Below are 20,535 nucleotides of genomic sequence, written 5' to 3'. Positions count from 1 at the left end.
GGCCGGGCTCTTGTGCAGTGCAATCGAATCGTTAGCGCGTCGGCGCGGCTGCGGGCGGAGGCGCTGCGGCGGGCGGCGGAGCCGCGCTCGGATCGGGGAATGCCGAGCCGGCCGGAGCAGGAGCGCCGGCTGCGGGAGTCGCGGGCCTCGGCTTCTTCTTCTTGGGCCGCATCGGCTTGCGCGGCGGACGCGGCGGCGGGCCGGCGGGCTGCAATTGGGCGAACACCGGGCTCGGGTCGAGCACGGTCGTCGCCGGCGAGGTGAAATCACCCGGCGTGCGGGTCACCGTCACCGGGATGTTCGCCGGCTGGAACCTCGGCATATTGAAAGTGACCGAGAAGCCGCTTTCAGGCGCCGGTATCGACACCGAGCAGGGCGTCTTGCAGCCCGGCCCAAGCGAGGTCACGGCATCCGCGCCCTGCGGCTGCGAATCCAGCTGGACCTGCATCGGCGGCGGTGCAGACTTGAAGTAATCCATTGAAAACGAGGAGCAGCCGGCCAGACTCATCCCGGCGACCGCAATCGCGATAACACGACGCATGATCCACACTCTACTGCGGCAATCAGCCACAATCCCCGAAACGGACCATAAGAGCGTCGGAACAGAGGCGCAACAGCGCGAGGCCTGTTCGTTAAAGGATGGTTAACGGACAATTTGCATGTCTATATATTCGCAAGCGATATCAATTACTTGTGTTTTGGCTTAGGGCTTCCTGAGGCTCGCCACCGCATCCGGCAAGTCGGCCATATGGCTGATCAGCCGGTCCGGCTTGAGCTCCACCATGGGAACATCGGTGTAGCCGAAATCGACCCCGATGACGGGGACACCGGCCCGCCGCGCCACCCCGACATCGGGCCCGGCATCGCCGACCATGATCGCATCCGGAAGGCGGCCGCCGGCGCGGGCGACGGTCTCGCGCAGGAATGCGGGATCCGGCTTGGCGACACCGAATGTGTCGGCGCCACAGATCGCGGCAAAGCGCGGGGTGAGGCCGAGCCGGTCGAGCAGGAGCTTTGACAGCCACTCCAGCTTGTTGGTGCAGACCGCAAGGAGATGTCCCTGCGCCGCAAGGCTGTCGAGCGTGGCCTCCAGTCCGTCGAACGGGCGCGAGCCGTCGGCGATGTGATCGGCGTAATAGGCGACGAAGTCCTTGGTCAGGCGGTCGAGTTCGGCGACGCTGACCGCGCGTCCTTCGACCTCCAACCCGCGCTCGATCAGTTTGCGCGCGCCGGCGCCGATCATGTTGCGCGCCGAAGCGAGTGGCACCGGTGGCAGGCCTTCGCGATCGAGCACGTAATTCAGCGCGCCGATCAGGTCGGGTGCGGTTTCGACCAGCGTGCCGTCGAGATCGAACACGATGATGGGGGGAGAGGAGGCGGGCATGACCTTTTCGCTATCGGTGATGCCGCCTGATGGCAAGAGACTTGGTGTTTCGCATCGCCCGGCGGGCCATGCCCCGCCGGGCGCCCAAACATATGGCAAAACCATGCATTCATGCCTGTTCCTGCCGGCAAAACGACGCTAGACATGCGCCCGCCGGGCGGGGCCGATCACGTGCCCCGGCGCGGCGCAAACAGGGGCTTGGTCGGCACGGTGGATATGGACGGACTGAAACGCGAGGCGGCGGCACGCGCGCTTGAAGAGGTGCGCGACGGCATGAAGCTCGGGCTCGGCACCGGTTCCACCGCCAAGCATTTCGTTGAGCTGCTCGGCGAGAAGGTCCGTGCCGGCATGCGGGTGATCGGTGTTCCGACCTCGGAGGTGACCCGCGCCGATGCGATCCGCTGCGGCATTCCGCTGACTACGCTGGACGAGATCGATCACCTCGACCTCACCGTCGACGGCGCCGACGAGATCGACCCCGCGCTGAACCTGATCAAGGGCGGCGGTGGCGCGCTGTTGCGCGAGAAGATCGTAGCAAGCGCCAGTGATCGCATGATCGTGATCGCCGACGACAGCAAATGGGTCGATGTGCTCGGTCGCTTTCCGCTGCCGGTCGAAGTTATTCCGTTCGGGCTTGCTGCGACCCAGGCCGCGATCGCGCGGGCCTTCGCGCTGTCAGGCGTGTCCGGCCAGATGGTCATCCGCAAAGGCAAGGACGGTCACGTTTTCGTCACCGACGGCGGCCACTGGATCATCGACGCCCATTTGGGTCGGATCGGTGACCCGCCGCGCCTGGCAGGTCTGCTCAGCGTGATCCCGGGCGTGGTCGAACATGGCCTGTTCATCGGGCTTGGCACCAGCGCCGTTCTGGCCGGCGCACAGGGAATTCGGGTTGTTGAACGGCGATGACGCCGCAAGCAAGGAGACTTGGAATGAAGCGTTTCTCGGGATTTATGTCGGCTGCCACCCTGGCCGTCGGATTGGCGCTGGTGACGGCGCCGGCCATGGCGCAGCAGCAGCCCGCAGCGCCTGCGGCACCTGCCATCAAGCCGTCGACACCCGCGGCGGTCGCGGCCGCCAAGGAGATCCTGGCGATGAAGAACGTGTCGGTCATGTATGCCGGCGCCGTTCCGGGCATCATCGAAAAGACCAAGACCGGTCTGCTGCAGCAGTATCTCAACTACCAGAAGGACCTCGACGAGGTCGCGCTGATCGTCGCCAAGAGCTATGCCGGCCGTGAGTCGGAGATCGGCGACGGCATGGCGAAGATCTACGCCGCCGAGTTCACCGAGCAGGAGTTGAAGGACCTGGTCGTGTTCTACAAGTCGCCGCTCGGCCAGAAGCTTCTGGTCGCCGAGCCCAAGGCAATCAACGGTTCGCTGAACTATATGCAGCAATGGGCGCGAGATTTCGGCGTGACCGTCAACTCCGCGTTCAAGGCCGAAATGAAGAAGCGCGGCAAGGACATCTGATCGCCGTCCTTACCTCGCCCCGCTTGCGGGGAGAGGTCGATCGCGAAGCGATCGGGTGAGGGGGACTCTCAACGAGTCGGATCGTGGAGACAGCCCCTCACCCCAACCCTCTCCCCGCAAGGGCGGGGCGAGGGGGAAGAGAAAGAAGGTTACCATGGCCGAGTATGACGTCGACCTGTTTGTCATCGGTGGTGGTTCGGGCGGGGTTCGCGCCGCCCGCATCGCCGCCAACTATGGCGCCAGGGTCATGGTCGCCGAAGAGTACCGGATGGGCGGCACCTGCGTGATCCGCGGGTGCGTGCCGAAGAAGCTGTTCGTCATGGGCTCGCATGTTCATGACGAGATCGAGGACGCCGCCGGTTTCGGCTGGACCATCGGTCAGGTCTCGTTCGACTGGGCGACGCTGGTCGCCAACAAGGACAAGGAGATCGGCCGGCTCGAGGGCATTTACACCAGCAATGTCGAGAAATCCGGCGCCAGGGTCGTGAAGACCCGCGCGGTGCTGGAGGACGCCCACACGCTGCGGCTCGCCACCGGCGAGAAAGTCACGGCGAAGACCATCCTGATCGCGACCGGCGGCGCACCCAATCACGGCCCCGCCATTCCCGGCATCGAACATGTGATCTCCTCGAACGAGGCGTTTCACCTCAAGGAGCTGCCGAAGCGCATCGTGATCCAGGGCGGCGGCTACATCGCGCTGGAATTCGCCGGCATCTTCGCAGGCTTCGGCTCCGACGTCACGGTGATCTATCGCGGCGAGAATATCCTGCGCGGCTTCGACGAGGACGTGCGCAAGCATGTCCGCGCCGAGATGGAGAAGCACGGCATCACCATCATCACCGGCTGCACGATTGCGAAGATCGACAAGCACGGCAAGGATTTCACCACGCATCTGTCCAGCGGCTCGAGCATTGCATCCGACCAGGTGATGTTCGCGATCGGCCGGCATCCCAACGTCGCCGATCTCGGACTCGAGGCGGCCGGTGTTGCCATCAATCCGGCCAATGGCGGCATCCAGGTCGACGGCTGGTCGAAGACCTCGATGCCGAACATCTACGCGATCGGCGACGTCACCCATCGCACCAATTTGACGCCGGTCGCGATCCGCGAGGGCCACGCCTTCGCCGACACCGTGTTCGGCAAGCGTCCCGTTCAGGTCGATCACGCGACGATCCCGACCGCGGTGTTCTCGCAGCCGGAGGTCGGCACGGTCGGGCTGACCGAGGAAGAGGCGCGGGCGCAGTTTTCCCACGTCGACATCTACAAGGCCGATTTCCGCCCGATCAAGGCGACGATGTCCGGCCGCGACACCCGCGTGCTGATGAAACTCGTGGTCGACGGCACGAGCGATCGCGTGCTCGGTTGCCACATCGTCGGCGATGCCGCTGCCGAAATCACGCAAGCGGTCGCGATCGCCGTGAAGATGAAGGCGACGAAAGCGGATTTCGACGCCACCATCGCGCTGCATCCGACCGCCGCCGAGGAGCTGGTGACGATGCGCACGCCGACCGCACGGCATGTAAGGCAGGCGGCGGAGTAGGGGGCGAGACCCGGGTTACGTGTACAGTTAGGTGGGCGACCTAGAGGCAGGCACTGTGCCGAATTTAGATTTCTACGCTGTGGGAGCGGATTTCGACACGGTATTGAACTATATCTTTAAGGAGTGCGGTTGCCGGGTATTCGAAAACTACTCCCGGCTCGGCGAGGAAATTGCTGAGTTCAAGTCAACCGCTGAAGTAGCTGCCCGATACCCGATAGGCATTTGCAGGGGTTCTAGTGCTTCCATATTTCTGCAATTGGTGCCGCAAAGTGCTGCTGACCTTTTCGCCATTCGGCGGGTGGCTCTGTCGCCCGATGTGAACGAAGGGCATACCTTCCGATACGCTGTGGCCGGATGGGGTCTAATTCAATTGTATTTGGGCGGTCAGGGGCCTCACGGTCTCGTAGCTTCCCATACGAACCACAACACCGAAGCGCACGCGCGTAAGTGGCAAGGGGTACATCAAGAACTTGGGTCAGTGGAGGCTTGGGACTGGCGTGAGGTCACACATGTTTCATCGGGCTTCAATCGGTTCATTCGCACAAAGTTGGCAGTCTCCAAGATTGGTAGCCGCCCGGTGCTCCCCAATGCAGCCGAAGCAATTTCCAATGGAGCGCACCTAGTCGGCACAGCACCGGGGACGGGAGATTAGAACAGGGTCCACGCGCACCTCATTGTGTCGGTTCTGACAGGCTAGCAACTTGCCAACTTGGCCCACAGATAGGGTCGGCGTATTTTCGGTCGGGCTGCGCGCGACCCTCTCAGCCGCGATCACGCTTATCTCTGCCGTTGTCAGCGGCAGCATGAAGGCGGATTTCGACGCCACCATCGCGCTGCATCCGACCGCTGCCGAGGAGTTGGTGACGATGCGCACGCCGACCGCGCGTTTCGTGCGGCAGGCGGCGGAGTAGGGCGACGCGCGGCTCGCCGGAACGGTGCCAGTCGGCGCCGTGAAATATCCGGAAACACACAGCTAGACCGCGAACAGCAACTGCATCGGGACTGCACGCGCCCGCGGACAAACTCGCGAATTGCATCTGCGATTGCCTTCCGCGCGACATGCATCGCGAGGGACCGGAACTCAGTCGACGTCGTGCCACTGGGACATCAGCCACAGCCGCATCCCTGGGATCGAAGCCTCGCTCCGATTGTTGCTTCGCGGCACGCACGCCAAAATAGCGCTTGCCTTGCTGTCGGGTGCGGACAATCATTGGGATTCCGCGAAGTACGACTGAAGGCTCTGAATGGTTCTATTCTGATTGCCAGGCTCTCAACTGGCCACAAACGAAGGGGACGTCGTTATGTCGGACATGGGTTTGATGACGCGAAAGTCGGTCGCCTCCATCATCGCTGAAGCAGGTGAGCACGCGCTCGGCAAGACGCTTGGGGCATTGAGCATCACCGCGCTTGGTATCGGCTGCATCATCGGCGCCGGCATCTTCGTTCTCACCGGCACCGCGGCGGCGCACTATGCCGGCCCCGGGATCATGTTTTCCTTCATCGTTGGCGGCGTCGCATGTGCCTTCGTCGGCCTGTGCTACGCCGAACTCGCCGCGCTGCTGCCGGTCTCCGGCAGCACCTACACCTACACCTACGCGACCCTGGGCGAGATCTTCGCCTGGATCATCGGGTGGGACCTGATCCTCGAATACGCCATGGGCGCCTCCACCGTCGCCGTCGGCTGGTCGGGCTATATCGTCTCGCTGCTGCATAATTTCGGCATCAACATTCCACCGCAATATGCCGCGGCGCCCTGGACGGAGTTCAAGCTGCCGGACGGCACCACTGTCGAAGGCGTCGTCAACCTGCCGGCGGCGCTGATTGTCCTGGCGCTCACAGCCATGCTGATGGGCGGGACCAAGGAATCGGCCCGGCTCAACAACATCATGGTCGGCATCAAGCTGTTTGTCGTATGCGCCTTCATCCTGTTCGGCATCGGCTACGTCACGCCGGCGAATTGGCATCCCTTCGTTCCTGACAACACCGGCACATTCGGTCAGTTCGGCTGGAGCGGCGTGATGCGCGGCGCCTCGGTCGTGTTCTTCGCTTTCATCGGCTTCGACGCCGTATCGACCGCCGCCCAGGAAGCCAAGAATCCGCAGACCGATATGCCGATCGGCATTCTCGGCTCGCTCTTGATCTGCACCATCCTCTATGTCGCGGTCTCCGCTGTCCTCACGGGCCTCGTGCCCTACACCGAGCTCGGCGTGCCCGATCCGATCGCCAAGGCCGTCGATGTCATCGGGCAGACCTGGTTCTCGGTGCTGATCAAGATCGGCGCGCTCTGCGGCCTCACCACGGTGATCCTGGTGCTGCTCTATGGCCAGAGCCGCATCTTCTTCCAGATCGCCAAGGACGGTCTGCTGCCCAAGATGTTCTCCGATGTGCATCCCTCGCTCGGGACGCCCTATAAGAGCCAGCTTCTGATCGGTCTCATCGTGGCCGTCGTCGCGGCGCTGACCCCGATCGATATCCTCGGTGAAATGGTCTCTATCGGCACGCTGTTTGCCTTCGTGCTGGTCTGCGGCGCGGTGATCTATCTGCGCAAGAGCGATGCGGACATCGCCCGCCCGTTCCGTACACCCGGCGTGCCGGTGGTTCCGGTCCTTGGCATGCTCTTCTCGCTGCTGCTGATGGCGTTCCTGCCGTTGGCGACCTGGATCCGTCTGTTCGTCTGGCTGGTGATCGGTCTTGCCCTCTACTTCGCCTATGGCCGCAGTCACTCGGTCCTGCTCAACCCTGGTAAGTCTCGCTAGTAGGCGGTGATCGGGAAAATCTGGATCAGGCTTCTGTGCCTGATCCTGGTCGCGGCATCGGATGTTGCGTACGCGGGTGACGCCGTCTTCAAGGTCGGCGTCACCACGCGCGACTTCGTTCCTGCTGAACCCTACGATTGGCGCGGCGCCGGCACGCACGTGCTCCGTGCCATGATCTGGTACCCGGCCGTATCAGATGCGCGCGAGCAGCCGCAATGGATCGGGCCGCCCCTCATCCCCTTCGTCAGCACCGGACGCGCCGCGCCTGACGCGGCGCCGGCGGAGGGGCCGCGGCGTCCGCTCGTTCTGCTGTCCCATGGCTTCGGCGGTATCGCGATTGATCTGGCCTGGCTCGGCGCGGGGCTTGCGGCGCATGGATTCATCGCGGTTGCGATCGACCATCCCGGCAACAACAGGTCCGAGGACAGGACGGTCGACGGTTATGCGCTGAAATGGCTGCGCGCCGTCGATCTCGGCGCCGTCATCGACGCCATGCGCGCCGACAGCACCTTCGGCGACCGGATCGACTTGGGCCGGATCGGCGCCGCCGGCCATTCCTACGGCGGCTACACCGTCATCGCGATCGCCGGCGGCATCACCGATCCGGATCGGACAGAGGCGTTCTGCCGCTCGCCCGCTGCGGACGCGTTGTGCACGTCGCAGCCTGACGCGACAGAGCTGCGCCAGAAGAGCGAGATACGCCTGACGACCGATCCCGATTTCCGGCAGCGCTACAGCTTTGCCGGCCGGTCCTGGCGCGATCAGCGCGTTCGTGCCGTGTTCGCGATGGCGCCGGGGCCGGTGCCGGCCTTCACGCCGGAGAGCCTTGGCGCGATATCGATCCCGGTCGCGATCGTCGCGGGAAGCGCCGACGAGATCGCGCCGACTGCCTCGGGGGCCGAGGCGCTCGGCAAGCTGATCCCCCATGCGACGCTCAAGTTGTTTCCGTACGCGGGCCACTTCGTCTTCTTCGACACCTGTACCGCGGTAGGGCGCCTGGTCGTCCGGACCGCATGCCGCGACCCTGACGGTACCGATCGCGACGCGGTTCATGCCGAAACGATCGGGCTTGCGCTCGATTTCTTCACCGCGAACCTGCGCTGACCGGTCGCGGCGGCTTCGCCCGATGCTTTGCGCGGCCTGGAACCTTGCGCGGGCCTGGAAGTTGGATTCTCATACAAAGAACTGCGCAGCTGGCTCGGAGATGGTGCCAAATCCAGGCGCGGCAGGGTAAGCTGCCACCCATAAGGCAGCGAGTCCATTTCTCAGACGATTTGACGTCCTCAGATTAGGGAGCCGCCCATGACTGGTCCAACCGAGCAGGAGATCCGGACCCGAGCCTACGAGCTCTGGAAGGACGCCGGCGAACCGCCAGGCAAAATGGATGTGCTTTGGTATCAGGCCGAAAAGGAGTTGCTGGCACGAAAGGCCGGCAACGGAGAAGCGCCGCCCGCAGTGAACGGGCATCACAAGGCGGCCACGTTCCAGTAGGGCGGGCAAACCAACAAGACGCCGCGCGGGGGATCGCGCTAACGTGCCCGACCGAGCCCGGACGCACCGATGAGCGACGCGATCGATCTCGACCAAAAGCTATCCACATTTTCCGATCACTGGTCACCACGCACCGTCGCGCAGTTCAACGCGTGCGATGTCATGGTCGTGAAGGTGAAGGGCGAGTTCGTCTGGCACAAGCATGACGACACCGACGACTTCTTCCTCGTCCTGAAGGGCGTGCTCGACATTCAGCTTCGCGATCGCACCGTCACGCTGCGAGAAGGCCAGATGTACATCGTGCCGAAAGGCGTCGAGCACCGTCCCGTCGCACGGGAGGAAGTGCATCTGCTGCTGATCGAGCCGAGCGGGACGCCGAATACCGGTAGCGCCGAGACGGCGGCGCCGCGGAAGGTGGTGTGAGCGTTGCGCCTTGGCACTGAGTTGCCCGACGGCGCAAGTGCCCGGATGAGAAACATTTCGCTTTATCAGAAGCGCAACTCCAGTGTATAGATGTCCCCGTCCCACTGCCCACACCTTGTCGATTTGCTCGACTTTCGCAAAGCCCTCGCATGCGCGGGTGATGACACCAGTTGTTTGATTGCGCGGGATCGCGCCACACTGCACTTACCCCTCCGCCTCGATCCATTCCGCCGCACCCCGCCACAGCGTGTCGCGGTGTTCGCTGCGGAAGAAGCCGAGATGACCGATCATTGTCGCGCCGGCATCCGCGGGGCGGATCGAGATGATGTCCGGGGTCACCGAGGTGAAAGCCGAGCACAGCAATTCGACCGCGGGCCGCGTCGCCCAGGGATCGTCGGTCATGCTGAGTGCGCGCAGCGCGCCCTTGAATTTCGGAAAATTGTCGCGTGCGGCGAGCGTGGTGTCGTCGAGCAGATAGCGCGGCGACATCACCCAGCGCGTCCATTGCTCGAACACGCCCTTCGGCAGGTCCATGCCGAGGCCGGCCCAGGCCGGCATATAGCCGAGCGCGCGGGTCAGCGGCAGGCCGCCGTTCAAAAGCGCATAGACGCGGTAGCGCTCGGGCGCGGTCATCAGCTTCCAATAACCGGCTTGGGCCGCGATCAGCAGCGCGCGCGGAATGTCCGTGTTGTTGGCCAGCAGCCCGAGCGCCTGGCCGCCAAAGGAGTGGCCGACATAGGCGAATGGCAGATCGCGGTAGCGTCCGCGCATCCAGCTCACGGTCGCCGTGATATCGAGCGCGGCCCAGTCGGCCATGCTGGCCTTGAAGCCGACCAGCGATTTCGGCTGGTTGTAGCCGGTCATCGCCTGCTGCCTGCTGTCGCCGGTGCCGCGGTAATCGTAGGTCAGGACCGCGCAGCCGCGGCGGGCGAGATAGCCGGCAAAGCCGCGATAGAGCTTTCGGGGAACGGCGGTCGCCGAATTGATCAGCACGGCATGGCGTTTGACGCCACGGGGCAGGAACAGCGTCGCGCCGAGCGGATAGCCGTCTGCCGCCGGCACGACGATGTCGTCGCTAAAAACGTCGTCCAGCGCGGCCCCGGACACGGCATTTCCCCGATCATTCATGTTATGGTCTAACAAATGTGAATTCGGCTTTTCCCGCAAGAGCTTGACCGAATTGCAGGAATCCTCCTAGCGGGGAGCAGGGCGCCTGTGTATAACCCGGGACCTTTCCTCAAGTCCGTGGACTAAGTTGCGGTTTTTGCTCAGGAGTTGACGTTATGTCCGAGCGGTGGACACCCGATAGCTGGCGCGCCAAGCCGGTGTTGCAGGTGCCCGACTATCCCAATGCCAAGGCATTGGCCGATGTCGAGGCCCAGCTTGCGACCTTTCCGCCGCTGGTGTTCGCCGGCGAAGCGCGCAACCTGAAGAAGTCGCTGGCGCGGGTCGCCGCGGGTGAAGCCTTCCTGCTGCAGGGCGGCGATTGCGCCGAGAGCTTTGCCGAGCACGGCGCCAACAACATCCGCGACTTCTTCCGCGTGCTGCTGCAGATGGCGGTCGTGATGACCTACGCCGGCGCGCTGCCGGTGGTGAAGGTCGGGCGCATCGCCGGCCAGTTTGCAAAACCGCGCTCGTCGAACACCGAAAAAATCAATGGCGTCGAGTTGCCGAGCTATCGCGGCGACATCATCAACGACATCGCGTTCACGCCGGAAGCGCGGATTCCCGATCCGCAGCGCCAGCTGATGGCGTATCGGCAGTCGGCGGCAACGCTCAATTTGCTGCGTGCCTTCGCCACCGGCGGTTTCGCCAATCTCGGCAGCGTGCATCAGTGGATGCTCGGCTTCCTGAAGGATTCGCCGCAGTCGCGCCGTTACAAGGAGCTGGCCGACCGCATCTCGGACGCGCTGAACTTCATGCGCGCCTGCGGCCTCGATCTCGAAAGCCATCCCGAACTGCGTGCCACCGATTTCTACACCAGCCATGAAGCGCTGCTGCTCGGCTACGAGCAGGCCTTTACCCGGGTCGATTCCACCACCGGCGACTGGTACGCGACCTCGGGCCACATGATCTGGATCGGCGACCGCACCCGCCAGCTCGACCACGGGCATGTCGAATATTTCCGCGGCATCAAGAACCCGATCGGGTTGAAATGTGGCCCGTCGCTGAAGCCGGACGAGCTGTTGAAGCTGATCGACGTGCTGAGCCCGGACAATGAGCCGGGACGGCTGACGCTGATCAATCGCTTCGGTTCCGACAAGGTCGCCGACCATCTGCCGGGCCTGATCCGCGCCGTGCAGCGGGAAGGCCGCACAGTGGTGTGGTCGTGCGATCCGATGCACGGCAACACCATCACCGCGACCTCGGGCTACAAGACCCGGCCGTTCGACCGCGTGCTGTCGGAGGTCAAGTCGTTCTTCGCGATCCACGCCGCCGAAGGCACCCATGCCGGCGGCGTGCATCTGGAGATGACCGGGCAGGACGTCACCGAATGCATCGGTGGCGCGCGCGCCATCACCGATGAAGATCTCAACGACCGCTACCACACGGTCTGCGATCCCAGACTGAACGCCGAACAGTCGATCGACATGGCCTTCCTGATCGCCGAGCTGCTCAAGCAGGACCGCGTCGGCAAGGCCAAGCCGATGCCGGCCGCCTCAGGTTTGTGACTTGGGGGCTGTGACTTGCTGAGGTTCTGGCGGGCCACCATCAACTCGCGCAACGGGCTGGCTTTCGCCATTCGCTCGGAGCAGGCGATTCGCGAAGAGGTGGTGGCACTCGTGCTGTCGCTGCCGCTGGCCTGGCTGGTCGGCGCCACCGTGATGCGGCGCGTCGAGCTGGTCGCGACCGTCGTGCTGGTGCTGGTGGTCGAACTGCTCAACACCGCGATCGAGAAGCTCTCCGATCGCCTGACCACCGACCATGATCCGCAGATCGGGCGGGTCAAGGACATGGGCTCGGCCGCGGTCGGCGTCGCGCTGATCATGGCCGGGCTGTTCTGGCTGTTCGCCCTCGCCGAACGCATGGGCGCGTTCTGATCCCAGCGATTGAAGTTTGCTCTGGTGCGGGACAACATAAAGACATGAGCGAACAACAGATCAAGATCACCCTGGCGCAACTCAATCCGACGGTCGGTGACGTCACCGGCAACGCCGCGAAGGCGCGCACCGCGCGCGACAAGGCGAAAGCCGATGGCGCCGATCTGGTGGTGCTCTCGGAACTGTTCATCGCCGGCTATCCGCCGGAGGATCTGGTCCTCAAGCCCGCGTTCCAGTCGGCCTGCCGGGTCGCGATCGAGGAACTGGCGCGCGAGACCGCCGATGGCGGTCCGGCGATGCTGATCGGCACGCCCTGGGTCGAGGACGGCAAGCTCTATAATGCCTGCGCGCTGCTCGACGAGGGTCGTATCGCGGCGCTGCGCTTCAAGGCGAATCTGCCAAATTACGGTGTGTTCGACGAAAAGCGGCTGTTCGCGCGCGGACCGGCCTCGGGCCCGGTGACGGTGCGTGGCGTGCGCATCGGCGTTCCGATCTGCGAGGACATCTGGCTCGAGGAGTCAGAGGACTACGAGAACGTTGTCGAGTGCCTGGCCGAGACCGGCGCCGAAATCCTGATCGTGCCGAACGGCTCGCCCTACGCGCGCGACAAGAATGATCTGCGGCTGTCGATCGTGGTGGCGCGGGTCACCGAGAGCGGGCTGCCGCTGATCTATCTCAACGAGATCGGCGGCCAGGACGAGCTGATTTTTGACGGCGCCTCGTTTGCGCTGAATGCCGACCTCTCCGTCGCGACGCAGCTTCCGGCGTTCGAGGAGAACATCACGACGCTGACATGGCGCAAGACGGCGGACGGCTGGCGCTGCAATGGGCCGACGACTGCCGTCCTCGAGGGCGACAAGGCGGATTATGCGGCCTGCGTGCTGGGTCTGCGCGACTATGTCCGCAAGACCGGCTTTCCCGGCGTGCTGCTCGGCGTCTCCGGCGGCATCGACTCGGCGCTGTGCGCGGCGATCGCGGTCGATGCGCTCGGCGCCGACAAGGTGCGCGGCGTGATGCTGCCGTTCCGTTATACCGCGCAGGTCTCGCTCGACGATGCCGCCAAGCTCGCGACCGCGCTCGGCACCCGCTACGAGGTGTTGCCGATCGCGGATGCCGTGAACGGATTCGAAAAAATCCTGGCGCCGGTGTTCGAGGGTCTCGAGCGCGACATCACCGAGGAGAATTTGCAGGCGCGCGCCCGCGGCACGCTGTTGATGGCGATCTCCAACAAGACCGGCGCGATGGTGGTGACGACAGGCAACAAGTCGGAAATGTCGGTCGGCTACGCCACGCTTTACGGCGACATGAATGGCGGCTTCAACCCGATCAAGGACCTCTACAAGACCGAAGTGTTCCGGCTGTCGTCCCTGCGCAATTCCTGGAAGCCGGAAGGCGCGCTCGGGCCGTCGGGCGAGGTGATCCCGGTCAACATTATCATCCGGCCGCCGACCGCGGAATTGCGCGAGAACCAGACCGACCAGGATTCGCTGCCGCCCTACGACATGCTGGATGCGATCCTCGAACGCCTGGTCGAGCGCGAGGAGCCGCTGGCCGCGATCATCGCGGCCGGTTTCCCGGCCGATGTGGTGACCCGCATCGATCGGCTGCTCAACATCGCCGAATACAAGCGCCGGCAGGCAGCACCTGGCGTCAAGGTCACGCGCAAGAATTTTGGCCGCGACCGCCGCTATCCCATCACCAACCGCTTTCGCGATACCGGCAAGACCTTGCCCGAGCCGGACGAGAAGCTTGTTACCCGCGGGTCGCGTGCGTCGGGGGAGGCGTTCGAAGGTTGAGGTCTACGGCTTCGGCGGGATGAACGTCGGGCCGACGGTGCGGATCTGCCCATCGCCGGATGGCGGGGCGGGAGTCGTAGCGTCGGCCGCGGCGGGTTGCAGTGGAGCTGCCGCCGGCGCGCCCTTCTTGCCGGCGGGCGATTTGTTGCCCTGCTGCTGACCGCGCTGCTGCATCTTCTTGGCGCTCTCCTCGGTGACGATGATGTCACCCTGCTGCTCGACAGAGGCTTTGTCGTCGACGGTTTTCAGCGCGTCGGCCCAGCTCTGGCCGGCCGGCTTGCAGGAGCAGGACGGATTGAACTCGGTGCGGTATTTGAACGCGTTCGGCAGCGAGGAGTAGGACTGGCCGTTGATCGACACCGCCTGGTTGATGTCTTCGCCGGGATTGCGATAGGCGAACAGGCTCGCTTCCGCGGCGGGGCACTGCGCCTTGCAGACCTGCTCATCGGCGGCGAAGCGCGCCTGCACGGTTGCGAACGAGACCGGGAAATAGGCGCCGTCGCAGGTGCGGACGCAGACGGTGCGGAAGGTGCCGGACGGACCGCTGTAATCGGCGCCGGGCGGCGGCAGCGGATTGGTGTTGCCACCACCGAACAGATTGTCGATGAAATTGCCCGGGCCGCGCGCCGCCGCGGCGGCATATTGCGGGCCGCAATTGTTTTGCGCGAGCGCGGTCAACACCGAGCGGCGCTGGTTCTCGCGGTCGGCGCCGCCGAGCCCGCCGGAGCGCAGTCGCTCGAGGTTCGCGGTGATCTGGTCGAGGTTGGCGCGCATCTGCTGGATCTGGTTGTTGACCGGTCCGCACTGTGCCGAATTGTTGTTGAACAGCGAGAAGAAGCCAGAACTGTCGCAGCCCATGCGCCGGGCCTGCGATGTCACGCGGTCGAGCTCGGACTGCTGCTTGGCCGCTGCATCCTGGTAGCGACGGATCTGGTCGTCCTTGGCGGGGTCGCCGCTGCCGCCACCGCGGTCAATCGTCGCCAATTGTCCTTCGAGCCTGACGCAGATCGGGTTGGCTTGCGCGCCCTGTTGCGGCGGCGGGCCGGGCGGGCCCGGATTCACCTGCGCGAATGCGCGAGAGGCCGGCAGGGCAAGGCCGGCCAATACGGCGCAGGTCAAAAGCCATCGGGACAAACGACGAGTGGGAGTATGGGGCATATCCAGCCATTAAAACGATGCCGCGCAGGCGATGAACGCCAAAGCGCGCGGCCAAGGCGGCCTGCAATAGCCTGTTCTCGGGGCAGCGTCACGTCGTTTCCGGGGCGCCGATGTGGCAAAAAGCCGGGCCCGACCAGCCGCTTGGGAGCAGTTCAGCGCTGGCAGGTGATCGCGACGTATTCGCCGCAGCCGTTTGCGTTGCATTTCTCGTTCGCCGCGTGCGGAACCGCGCCGGTGATCTCGTCGGGATCGACGCGGCGGAAATTGGTAGCCTGTGCAAAATCGTGTGACTGGCAATAGGCACGGGCTGCGGACACACCGCATTTGTCGCCGCGCGCCAGGCACTGGTCGATGCCGTAGCCGTCGGCCTGGTTGGCGATGATGAAGACGCGGCTGTCGGCCAACGCCGCCGAGGCAATGAGCAGAGACGTGCAGGCAATCAATGCTGAAATAGGCCGCATGGTGCACCGATGAAATTGCGGGGAATCCGCTGGTCCATCCGATACGCCCAAATCCTTAATAATGATTAACCATGAGGAACTTGATGCTGATTTCGCCGCCGTGGGGGTGCAAAAGGCTCGAAAGTAGCCCCTTGACGCATTGGAGGGGTCGTGAGAGAGGTGGAACCATGAACGGCCACCTCGCCATCTGCAGCATTTGCCGCGAGATTATGAGCTAGCGATTCGCTGGCTGAGGCCGTCTTTTCTCAATCATCCTGAGATCATTGGACGCCCGGCCGCAAGGGACGGGAATCCATGCAATTAAAGCTCTACGATACGTTGACCCGGGAGAAGCGGCCATTCGTGCCGCTCGATGCCGATAACGTCCGCATGTATGCCTGCGGACCGACGGTCTACGACTTCGCCCACATCGGCAACGGCCGCGCCGCCATTGTGTTCGACGTGCTGTTCCGCGTGCTGCGCCATCGCTATGGCGCCGATCACGTCACATATGTCCGCAACATCACCGACGTCGACGACAAGATCAACGTCCGCGCCGCGCGGGATTATCCCGGCGTGCCCTTGAACGAGGCGATCCGCAAGGTCACCGAACTGACCTACCAGCAGTACCAGGACGACGTCGCGGCGCTGGGCTGCTTGCCCCCGACCGTGCAGCCGCGCGCGACCGAGCACATCCCGGAGATGCGCGCGATCATCGACAGACTGGTTGCCGGCGGCTTCGCCTATGTCGCCGAGGATCACGTGCTGTTTTCGCCGCAGGCGATGAATTCGGCCAATTCAGTGCTGCCGCGCTACGGCGCGCTGTCGAACCGCTCGCTCGACGAGATGATCGCGGGCGCCCGCGTCGATGTCGCGCCCTACAAGCGCGACAACACCGACTTCGTGCTGTGGAAGCCGTCGAAGCCGGGCGAGCCGTCGTGGCCGTCGCCAGCCGGAATCGCGGTCGAGGGACGTCCCGGCTGGCACATCGAGTGCTCGGCGATGGCCTGGAAGCATCTCGGCGAGAAATTCGACATCCATGGCGGCGGCATCGACCTCGTGTTCCCGCACCATGAGAACGAGCTCGCGCAGACCTGCTGCGCGTTCCATTCCGACCGCATGGCCAATGTCTGGATGCACAACGGATTCCTGCAGATCGAAAGCGAGAAGATGTCGAAGTCGCTCGGCAACTTCTTCACGATCCGCGAGATGCTGGCCGATTGGCCGGGCGAAGTGCTGCGCCTCAGCATGCTGAAGACGCATTACCGTTCGCCGCTCGACTGGACGCTGAAGAGCGCTGAAGAGGCGGCCAAGACGCTCGACGATTGGTATGCGGTTGCGGCCGATGCCGAGCCCGGTCCGCCGTCACCAGTGATGATCGAGGCGCTTTCCGACGACCTCAACACGGCACAGGCGATGGCGGTGTTGCACGGGCTGCGTAATGCGGCGTCGAGCGACGAGCAGAGCCGCAAGGAGTTCACCGGATCGCTTCGGCTGCTCGGCTTCCTGTCGGAGAGCGCGGCCGCATGGAAGGGTCGAAAGCAAGCGGCGAGCGGGGTCGATGCCAACGCAGTCGACGTGCTGATCGCCGAACGCACCGCGGCCCGCGCCCGCAAAGACTTCAAGGAGTCCGATCGTATCCGCGACCAACTTGCCGCGATGGGCGTGGTGATCAAGGACTCCAAGGACGGCACCACCTGGGAGGTCACGCGATGAGCCACTCCGCACCCGCGCTGCGTCCGTATCTGCCGGAGGATACGCCGGTGCTGGCTGCGATCTTCGCCGCGTCGATCATGGATCTGACGGGCGAAGATTACAGCGAGGCGCAACAGGAAGCCTGGGCGTCGGCCGCCGCCGACGAGGACGCCTTCGGCAAGAAGTTCGCCGGCCAGCTCACGCTGATTGCGACGCTGGAGGGCGAACCGGTCGGTTTCGCCTCGCTCAGGGGGACCGACCACATCGACATGCTCTATGTGCATCCGAGCGCAGCGGGGCAAGGCGCAGGTCGCGCGCTGTGCGACGCGCTGGAGAGGATCGCGGGTGCGCGGGGCGCCAAGAAGCTGACCGTGGATGCCAGCGACACCGCGCTCGAGTTCTTCCGCAAGCGCGGCTACGTCGCGCAGCAGCGCAACACGGTCACCGTCGGCGATGAATGGCTCGCCAACACCACGATGCAGAAGACGCTTAATGGCGTCGCTGTTACGGGAGGCCACGCATGAGCCGCGAACGCCTCTATCTGTTCGACACCACGCTGCGCGACGGCGCGCAGACCAACGGCGTCGACTTCACGCTGCAGGACAAGCAGGTGATCGCGAAGATGCTGGATGAACTCGGCATCGACTATGTCGAGGGCGGCTATCCCGGCGCCAACCCAACCGACAGCGAGTTCTTCAGCAAGAAGCCGGACTTCGGTCACGCGCGCTTCACCGCGTTCGGCATGACGCGCCGGCCCGGCCGCTCGGCATCGAACGATCCGGGCCTGGCCGGCATCCTCGAGGCCAAGGCGGATGCGATCTGCTTCGTCGCAAAAGCCTCGGCCTACCAGGTCCGCGTCGCGCTCGAGACCACGAACGACGAGAACCTGGCCTCGATCCGCGACAGCGTCGGTGCGGCGAAAGCACTCGGCCGCGAAGTCCTGGTCGACTGCGAACACTTCTTCGACGGCTACAAGGAGAATCGCGACTTCGCGCTGGCCTGTGCCAAGGCGGCCTATGAGTCGGGCGCGCGTTGGGTGGTGCTGTGTGACACCAATGGCGGCACCATGCCGCACGAGATCGAGACCATCGTCGGCGATGTTGTCAAACATGTGCCGGGCGCGAATCTCGGCATTCATGCCCATAACGACACCGAGCAGGCGGTGGCCAATTCGCTGGCCGCGGTGCGCGCTGGGGCGCGGCAGATCCAGGGTACGCTGAATGGGCTCGGCGAGCGCTGCGGCAACGCCAATCTGTGCTCGCTGATCCCGACGCTGCGGCTGAAGGGTGAGTTCTCCGACAAGTTCGAGATCGGCGTCACCGCGGAGAAGATGGCGACCCTGATGAAGGTGTCGCGCACACTCGACGATATGCTCAACCGCGCGCCCAATCGCCATGCGGCTTACGTCGGCGAGAGCGCCTTCGTCACCAAGACGGGGATCCATGCCTCTGCGATGATGAAGGATCCGCAGACCTACGAGCACGTGTTGCCTGATGCCGTCGGCAATCACCGCAAGGTGCTGGTCTCAGACCAGGCCGGCCGCTCCAACGTGATCGCCGAGCTTGATCGCGCCGGTATCGCCTATGACAAGAGCGATCCGCGGCTGACCCGCCTGGTCGAGGAGTTGAAGGAACGCGAGGCGGCGGGCTTCGCCTATGAATCCGCCAACGCCTCGTTCGATCTGTTGGCGCGGCGCACCCTCGGCAAGGTGCCGGAATATTTCAAGGTCGAGCAGTTCGACGTCAATGTCGAGCAGCGCTACAACGCCAACGGCCAGCGCGTGACGGTGGCGCTTGCGGTGGTGAAGGTCGACGTCGACGGCGAGCGGCTGATCTCGGCCGCGGAGGGCAACGGCCCGGTCAATGCGCTCGACGTCGCGCTGCGCAAGGATCTCGGCAAGTACCAGAAATACATCGATTGTCTGAGGCTGATCGATTACCGCGTGCGTATCCTCAATGGCGGCACCGGCGCGGTCACGCGCGTGCTGATCGAGAGCGAGGACGAGACCGGCGAAAAGTGGATCACGGTCGGGGTGTCGCCGAACATCATCGACGCCTCGTTCCAGGCACTGATGGATTCGGTGATCTACAAATTGGTGAAGTCGGGCGCGCCGACTTAGGCTGGCGGTGAATAACGCCGTCATTGCGAGCGTAGCGAAGCAATCCATCTCTCCGCGCATGCGGCTGCATGGATTGCTTCGTCGCTGACGCTCCTCGCAATGACGAGAGGAGAGGCCCAATGATTGACCACGTCTCCGTCGGCGTCAGTGACCTCGAGCGCGCCGCGCGGTTCTATGAGGCGACACTGGCCGCGCTCGGCCTGGCCCGCGTCGTGACGCGGCCGGCGACGATCGGCTTCGGCAAGGCCTATCCCGAATTTTGGATCAACCTGCGTGCATCAATGCCGCCGGTGCCGCAAGAAAGCGGGACGCATATCTGCCTGCGGGCGAAGACGACCGCCGAAGTCGATGCGTTTCACGCCGCCGCGGTTGCCGCAGGCGGTCGCTCCGACGGCGCGCCGGGCCTGCGTCCGCATGACCGCGTGCGTTACTACGCAGCCTTCGTCCTCGACCCCGACGGCAACCGCATCGAGGCCGTGACGTTTCCGAGCGAGTAGGATCAGAGCCGCCGCGCCACTTCCGGGGCGAGCTCCTTCGCGCTTTCCGGTGTTCGCGCTGCTGCCGAACGCAACCGCGGCAGGATCTCGTCGACGCGGTCGGCCATCAGGATGTCGACGGCCATCGTCGGGCGGATGAATTCGGTCGCGCGCATATGGCTCAGCAGCGAGAGCAGGGGCTCCCAGAAATTGTCGATGTTGGCGAGCAGCACCGGCTTGGAATGGCGGCCGAGCTGCTGCCAGGTCACCTGCTCGACCAGCTCCTCCAGCGTGCCGATGCCGCCGGGCAGGGCGACGAACGCGTCCGAGCGTTCGAACATCAGCCGCTTGCGCTCATGCATGTCGGGCGTGACGATCATTTCCTGAACTGATGTCAGCGCGTTCTCGCGCGCCCGCAAAAATTCCGGAATGATGCCGGTGACGGAGCCGCCGTGATCAAGCGTGGACTTTGCGACCGCGCCCATCAGGCCGACCGAGCCGCCGCCATAGACCAGGCGGACATTGTTCTCGGCAAAGATCTTGCCGAGCGCAATGGCGGCTTCAGTAAAGCGGGGATTGTTGCCGGGGCCGGAGCCGCAATAGACACAGACGGTTTTGATTTGGTTCATGCGATCTATGTGGCACTGCAACGTAAATAGCGTCAAGAGTCCGATATGGGGATTGAGAGCCAAAAAATCCCGTAAATCCCCTCGAATCGCGAAAGAATTTCGCCACAAGGCTGTA

Annotated in this window: 21 protein-coding genes; 15 read left to right on the top strand and 6 right to left on the bottom strand. The window is 64.2% G+C overall.

Annotated elements, in window-relative coordinates; translation table 11 throughout:
• Nucleotides 1–31 precede the first annotated feature (31 nt).
• Together UP10_RS36015 and UP10_RS36010 are read right to left on the bottom strand one after the other, a co-directional pair.
• Nucleotides 32–541 (bottom strand): hypothetical protein, encoded by a 510-nt coding sequence (locus tag UP10_RS36015; RefSeq protein ID WP_044591927.1) that lies wholly within the window; start codon nt 539–541, stop codon nt 32–34.
• Between the two features lie 162 nt (nt 542–703).
• A complete protein-coding gene (locus UP10_RS36010; RefSeq protein WP_044592228.1) occupies nt 704–1,384 on the bottom strand; it encodes an HAD hydrolase-like protein in 681 nt (226 codons plus the stop codon).
• Between the two features lie 210 nt (nt 1,385–1,594).
• Here UP10_RS36010 and rpiA point away from each other — a divergent pair, with 210 nt between their 5' ends.
• The 8 genes from rpiA (at nt 1,595) to UP10_RS35975 (ending at nt 9,066) form a co-directional block, all read left to right on the top strand.
• Nucleotides 1,595–2,293 (top strand): ribose-5-phosphate isomerase RpiA, encoded by a 699-nt coding sequence (gene rpiA, locus UP10_RS36005; protein ID WP_156180657.1) that lies wholly within the window; start codon nt 1,595–1,597, stop codon nt 2,291–2,293.
• A 23-nt stretch (nt 2,294–2,316) separates the two neighbouring features.
• Nucleotides 2,317–2,856, top strand: coding sequence for a DUF2059 domain-containing protein (locus tag UP10_RS36000; RefSeq protein ID WP_044591926.1), 540 nt, complete (start codon nt 2,317–2,319; stop codon nt 2,854–2,856).
• A 154-nt stretch (nt 2,857–3,010) separates the two neighbouring features.
• Nucleotides 3,011–4,396 carry a glutathione-disulfide reductase gene (gene gor, locus UP10_RS35995; protein ID WP_044591925.1) on the top strand — a complete coding sequence of 462 codons (1,386 nt, stop codon included), beginning with the start codon at nt 3,011–3,013 and terminating at the stop codon, nt 4,394–4,396.
• A gap of 701 nt (nt 4,397–5,097) precedes the next feature.
• On the top strand, nt 5,098–5,307 hold the full coding sequence (locus UP10_RS44880; protein WP_156180602.1) for a hypothetical protein: 210 nt from the start codon (nt 5,098–5,100) through the stop codon (nt 5,305–5,307).
• Nucleotides 5,308–5,697: 390 nt separating this feature from the next.
• The gene (locus UP10_RS35990) at nt 5,698–7,152 is read left to right on the top strand and encodes an amino acid permease (protein ID WP_044591924.1); all 1,455 of its coding nucleotides are present in this window, start codon (nt 5,698–5,700) and stop codon (nt 7,150–7,152) included.
• A gap of 6 nt (nt 7,153–7,158) precedes the next feature.
• Nucleotides 7,159–8,256: an alpha/beta hydrolase family protein gene (locus UP10_RS35985; RefSeq protein ID WP_044591923.1), complete on the top strand. Its 1,098-nt coding sequence runs from the start codon at nt 7,159–7,161 to the stop codon at nt 8,254–8,256.
• A 198-nt stretch (nt 8,257–8,454) separates the two neighbouring features.
• Nucleotides 8,455–8,643, top strand: a complete 189-nt coding sequence (locus tag UP10_RS35980; RefSeq protein WP_044591922.1) for a DUF2934 domain-containing protein — start codon at nt 8,455–8,457, stop codon at nt 8,641–8,643.
• Between the two features lie 69 nt (nt 8,644–8,712).
• Nucleotides 8,713–9,066, top strand: coding sequence for a cupin domain-containing protein (locus UP10_RS35975; protein ID WP_044591921.1), 354 nt, complete (start codon nt 8,713–8,715; stop codon nt 9,064–9,066).
• 204 nt (nt 9,067–9,270) lie between these two features.
• Here the strand turns inward: UP10_RS35975 and UP10_RS35970 are convergent, their stop codons facing one another.
• Nucleotides 9,271–10,194, bottom strand: a complete 924-nt coding sequence (locus UP10_RS35970; protein ID WP_044591920.1) for an alpha/beta hydrolase family protein — start codon at nt 10,192–10,194, stop codon at nt 9,271–9,273.
• Nucleotides 10,195–10,349: 155 nt separating this feature from the next.
• Between UP10_RS35970 and UP10_RS35965 the strand changes: the two genes are divergently transcribed.
• Genes UP10_RS35965 through UP10_RS35955 form a run of 3 tightly spaced genes read left to right on the top strand, consistent with a single transcriptional unit; the run spans nt 10,350 to nt 13,903 of the window.
• Nucleotides 10,350–11,738 carry a class II 3-deoxy-7-phosphoheptulonate synthase gene (locus UP10_RS35965; RefSeq protein WP_044591919.1) on the top strand — a complete coding sequence of 463 codons (1,389 nt, stop codon included), beginning with the start codon at nt 10,350–10,352 and terminating at the stop codon, nt 11,736–11,738.
• Between the two features lie 15 nt (nt 11,739–11,753).
• Complete coding sequence (locus tag UP10_RS35960; protein ID WP_044536729.1) at nt 11,754–12,107, top strand: diacylglycerol kinase; 354 nt, start codon at nt 11,754–11,756, stop codon at nt 12,105–12,107.
• Nucleotides 12,108–12,151: 44 nt separating this feature from the next.
• The gene (locus UP10_RS35955; protein WP_044591918.1) at nt 12,152–13,903 is read left to right on the top strand and encodes an NAD+ synthase; all 1,752 of its coding nucleotides are present in this window, start codon (nt 12,152–12,154) and stop codon (nt 13,901–13,903) included.
• Nucleotides 13,904–13,906: 3 nt separating this feature from the next.
• Here UP10_RS35955 and UP10_RS35950 read toward each other — a convergent pair whose 3' ends face one another.
• Entirely contained in the window at nt 13,907–15,061 is a 1,155-nt protein-coding gene (locus UP10_RS35950) for a DUF2865 domain-containing protein (RefSeq protein ID WP_044591917.1), read from the bottom strand.
• A 152-nt stretch (nt 15,062–15,213) separates the two neighbouring features.
• Nucleotides 15,214–15,522, bottom strand: a complete 309-nt coding sequence (locus UP10_RS35945; RefSeq protein ID WP_044591916.1) for a hypothetical protein — start codon at nt 15,520–15,522, stop codon at nt 15,214–15,216.
• Nucleotides 15,523–15,816: 294 nt separating this feature from the next.
• On the opposite strand from UP10_RS35945, the gene cysS reads away from it, so the two are divergent.
• The 4 genes from cysS (at nt 15,817) to UP10_RS35925 (ending at nt 19,812) form a co-directional block, all read left to right on the top strand.
• A complete protein-coding gene (cysS, locus tag UP10_RS35940; protein ID WP_044591915.1) occupies nt 15,817–17,217 on the top strand; it encodes a cysteine--tRNA ligase in 1,401 nt (466 codons plus the stop codon).
• Entirely contained in the window at nt 17,214–17,720 is a 507-nt protein-coding gene (locus UP10_RS35935; RefSeq protein WP_044591914.1) for a GNAT family N-acetyltransferase, read from the top strand. Before cysS ends, UP10_RS35935 begins: the two co-directional genes overlap by 4 nt.
• A complete protein-coding gene (cimA, locus tag UP10_RS35930; protein ID WP_044591913.1) occupies nt 17,717–19,315 on the top strand; it encodes a citramalate synthase in 1,599 nt (532 codons plus the stop codon). The genes UP10_RS35935 and cimA overlap by 4 nt, the downstream gene beginning before the upstream one ends.
• A 119-nt stretch (nt 19,316–19,434) precedes the next feature.
• On the top strand, nt 19,435–19,812 hold the full coding sequence (locus UP10_RS35925; protein ID WP_044591912.1) for a VOC family protein: 378 nt from the start codon (nt 19,435–19,437) through the stop codon (nt 19,810–19,812).
• Between the two features lie 2 nt (nt 19,813–19,814).
• Here UP10_RS35925 and UP10_RS35920 read toward each other — a convergent pair whose 3' ends face one another.
• Nucleotides 19,815–20,420, bottom strand: coding sequence for an LOG family protein (locus UP10_RS35920; RefSeq protein ID WP_044591911.1), 606 nt, complete (start codon nt 20,418–20,420; stop codon nt 19,815–19,817).
• Nucleotides 20,421–20,535 lie beyond the last annotated feature (115 nt).

Origin of the sequence: Bradyrhizobium sp. LTSPM299 (genome assembly GCF_000938235.1) — a bacterium.
Classification (GTDB): Bacteria; Pseudomonadota; Alphaproteobacteria; order Rhizobiales; family Xanthobacteraceae; genus Bradyrhizobium.
The sequence above is the reverse complement of the archived record's forward strand: the minus strand, read 5'-3'. Positions and strand labels throughout refer to the sequence as shown.

What these genes read in the sequence shown, in the direction of transcription:
- UP10_RS36015 (WP_044591927.1), bottom strand. Translation starts at nt 541, where the DNA reads ATGCGTCGTGTTATCGCGATTGCGGTCGCCGGGATGAGTCTGGCCGGC.
- UP10_RS36010 (WP_044592228.1), bottom strand. Translation starts at nt 1,384, where the DNA reads ATGCCCGCCTCCTCTCCCCCCATCATCGTGTTCGATCTCGACGGCACG.
- UP10_RS36000 (WP_044591926.1), top strand. Translation starts at nt 2,317, where the DNA reads ATGAAGCGTTTCTCGGGATTTATGTCGGCTGCCACCCTGGCCGTCGGA.
- gor (WP_044591925.1), top strand. Translation starts at nt 3,011, where the DNA reads ATGGCCGAGTATGACGTCGACCTGTTTGTCATCGGTGGTGGTTCGGGC.
- UP10_RS35990 (WP_044591924.1), top strand. Translation starts at nt 5,698, where the DNA reads ATGTCGGACATGGGTTTGATGACGCGAAAGTCGGTCGCCTCCATCATC.
- UP10_RS35980 (WP_044591922.1), top strand. Translation starts at nt 8,455, where the DNA reads ATGACTGGTCCAACCGAGCAGGAGATCCGGACCCGAGCCTACGAGCTC.
- UP10_RS35975 (WP_044591921.1), top strand. Translation starts at nt 8,713, where the DNA reads ATGAGCGACGCGATCGATCTCGACCAAAAGCTATCCACATTTTCCGAT.
- UP10_RS35970 (WP_044591920.1), bottom strand. Translation starts at nt 10,194, where the DNA reads ATGAATGATCGGGGAAATGCCGTGTCCGGGGCCGCGCTGGACGACGTT.
- UP10_RS35965 (WP_044591919.1), top strand. Translation starts at nt 10,350, where the DNA reads ATGTCCGAGCGGTGGACACCCGATAGCTGGCGCGCCAAGCCGGTGTTG.
- UP10_RS35955 (WP_044591918.1), top strand. Translation starts at nt 12,152, where the DNA reads ATGAGCGAACAACAGATCAAGATCACCCTGGCGCAACTCAATCCGACG.
- UP10_RS35950 (WP_044591917.1), bottom strand. Translation starts at nt 15,061, where the DNA reads ATGCCCCATACTCCCACTCGTCGTTTGTCCCGATGGCTTTTGACCTGC.
- UP10_RS35945 (WP_044591916.1), bottom strand. Translation starts at nt 15,522, where the DNA reads ATGCGGCCTATTTCAGCATTGATTGCCTGCACGTCTCTGCTCATTGCC.
- cysS (WP_044591915.1), top strand. Translation starts at nt 15,817, where the DNA reads ATGCAATTAAAGCTCTACGATACGTTGACCCGGGAGAAGCGGCCATTC.
- UP10_RS35935 (WP_044591914.1), top strand. Translation starts at nt 17,214, where the DNA reads ATGAGCCACTCCGCACCCGCGCTGCGTCCGTATCTGCCGGAGGATACG.
- cimA (WP_044591913.1), top strand. Translation starts at nt 17,717, where the DNA reads ATGAGCCGCGAACGCCTCTATCTGTTCGACACCACGCTGCGCGACGGC.
- UP10_RS35925 (WP_044591912.1), top strand. Translation starts at nt 19,435, where the DNA reads ATGATTGACCACGTCTCCGTCGGCGTCAGTGACCTCGAGCGCGCCGCG.
- UP10_RS35920 (WP_044591911.1), bottom strand. Translation starts at nt 20,420, where the DNA reads ATGAACCAAATCAAAACCGTCTGTGTCTATTGCGGCTCCGGCCCCGGC.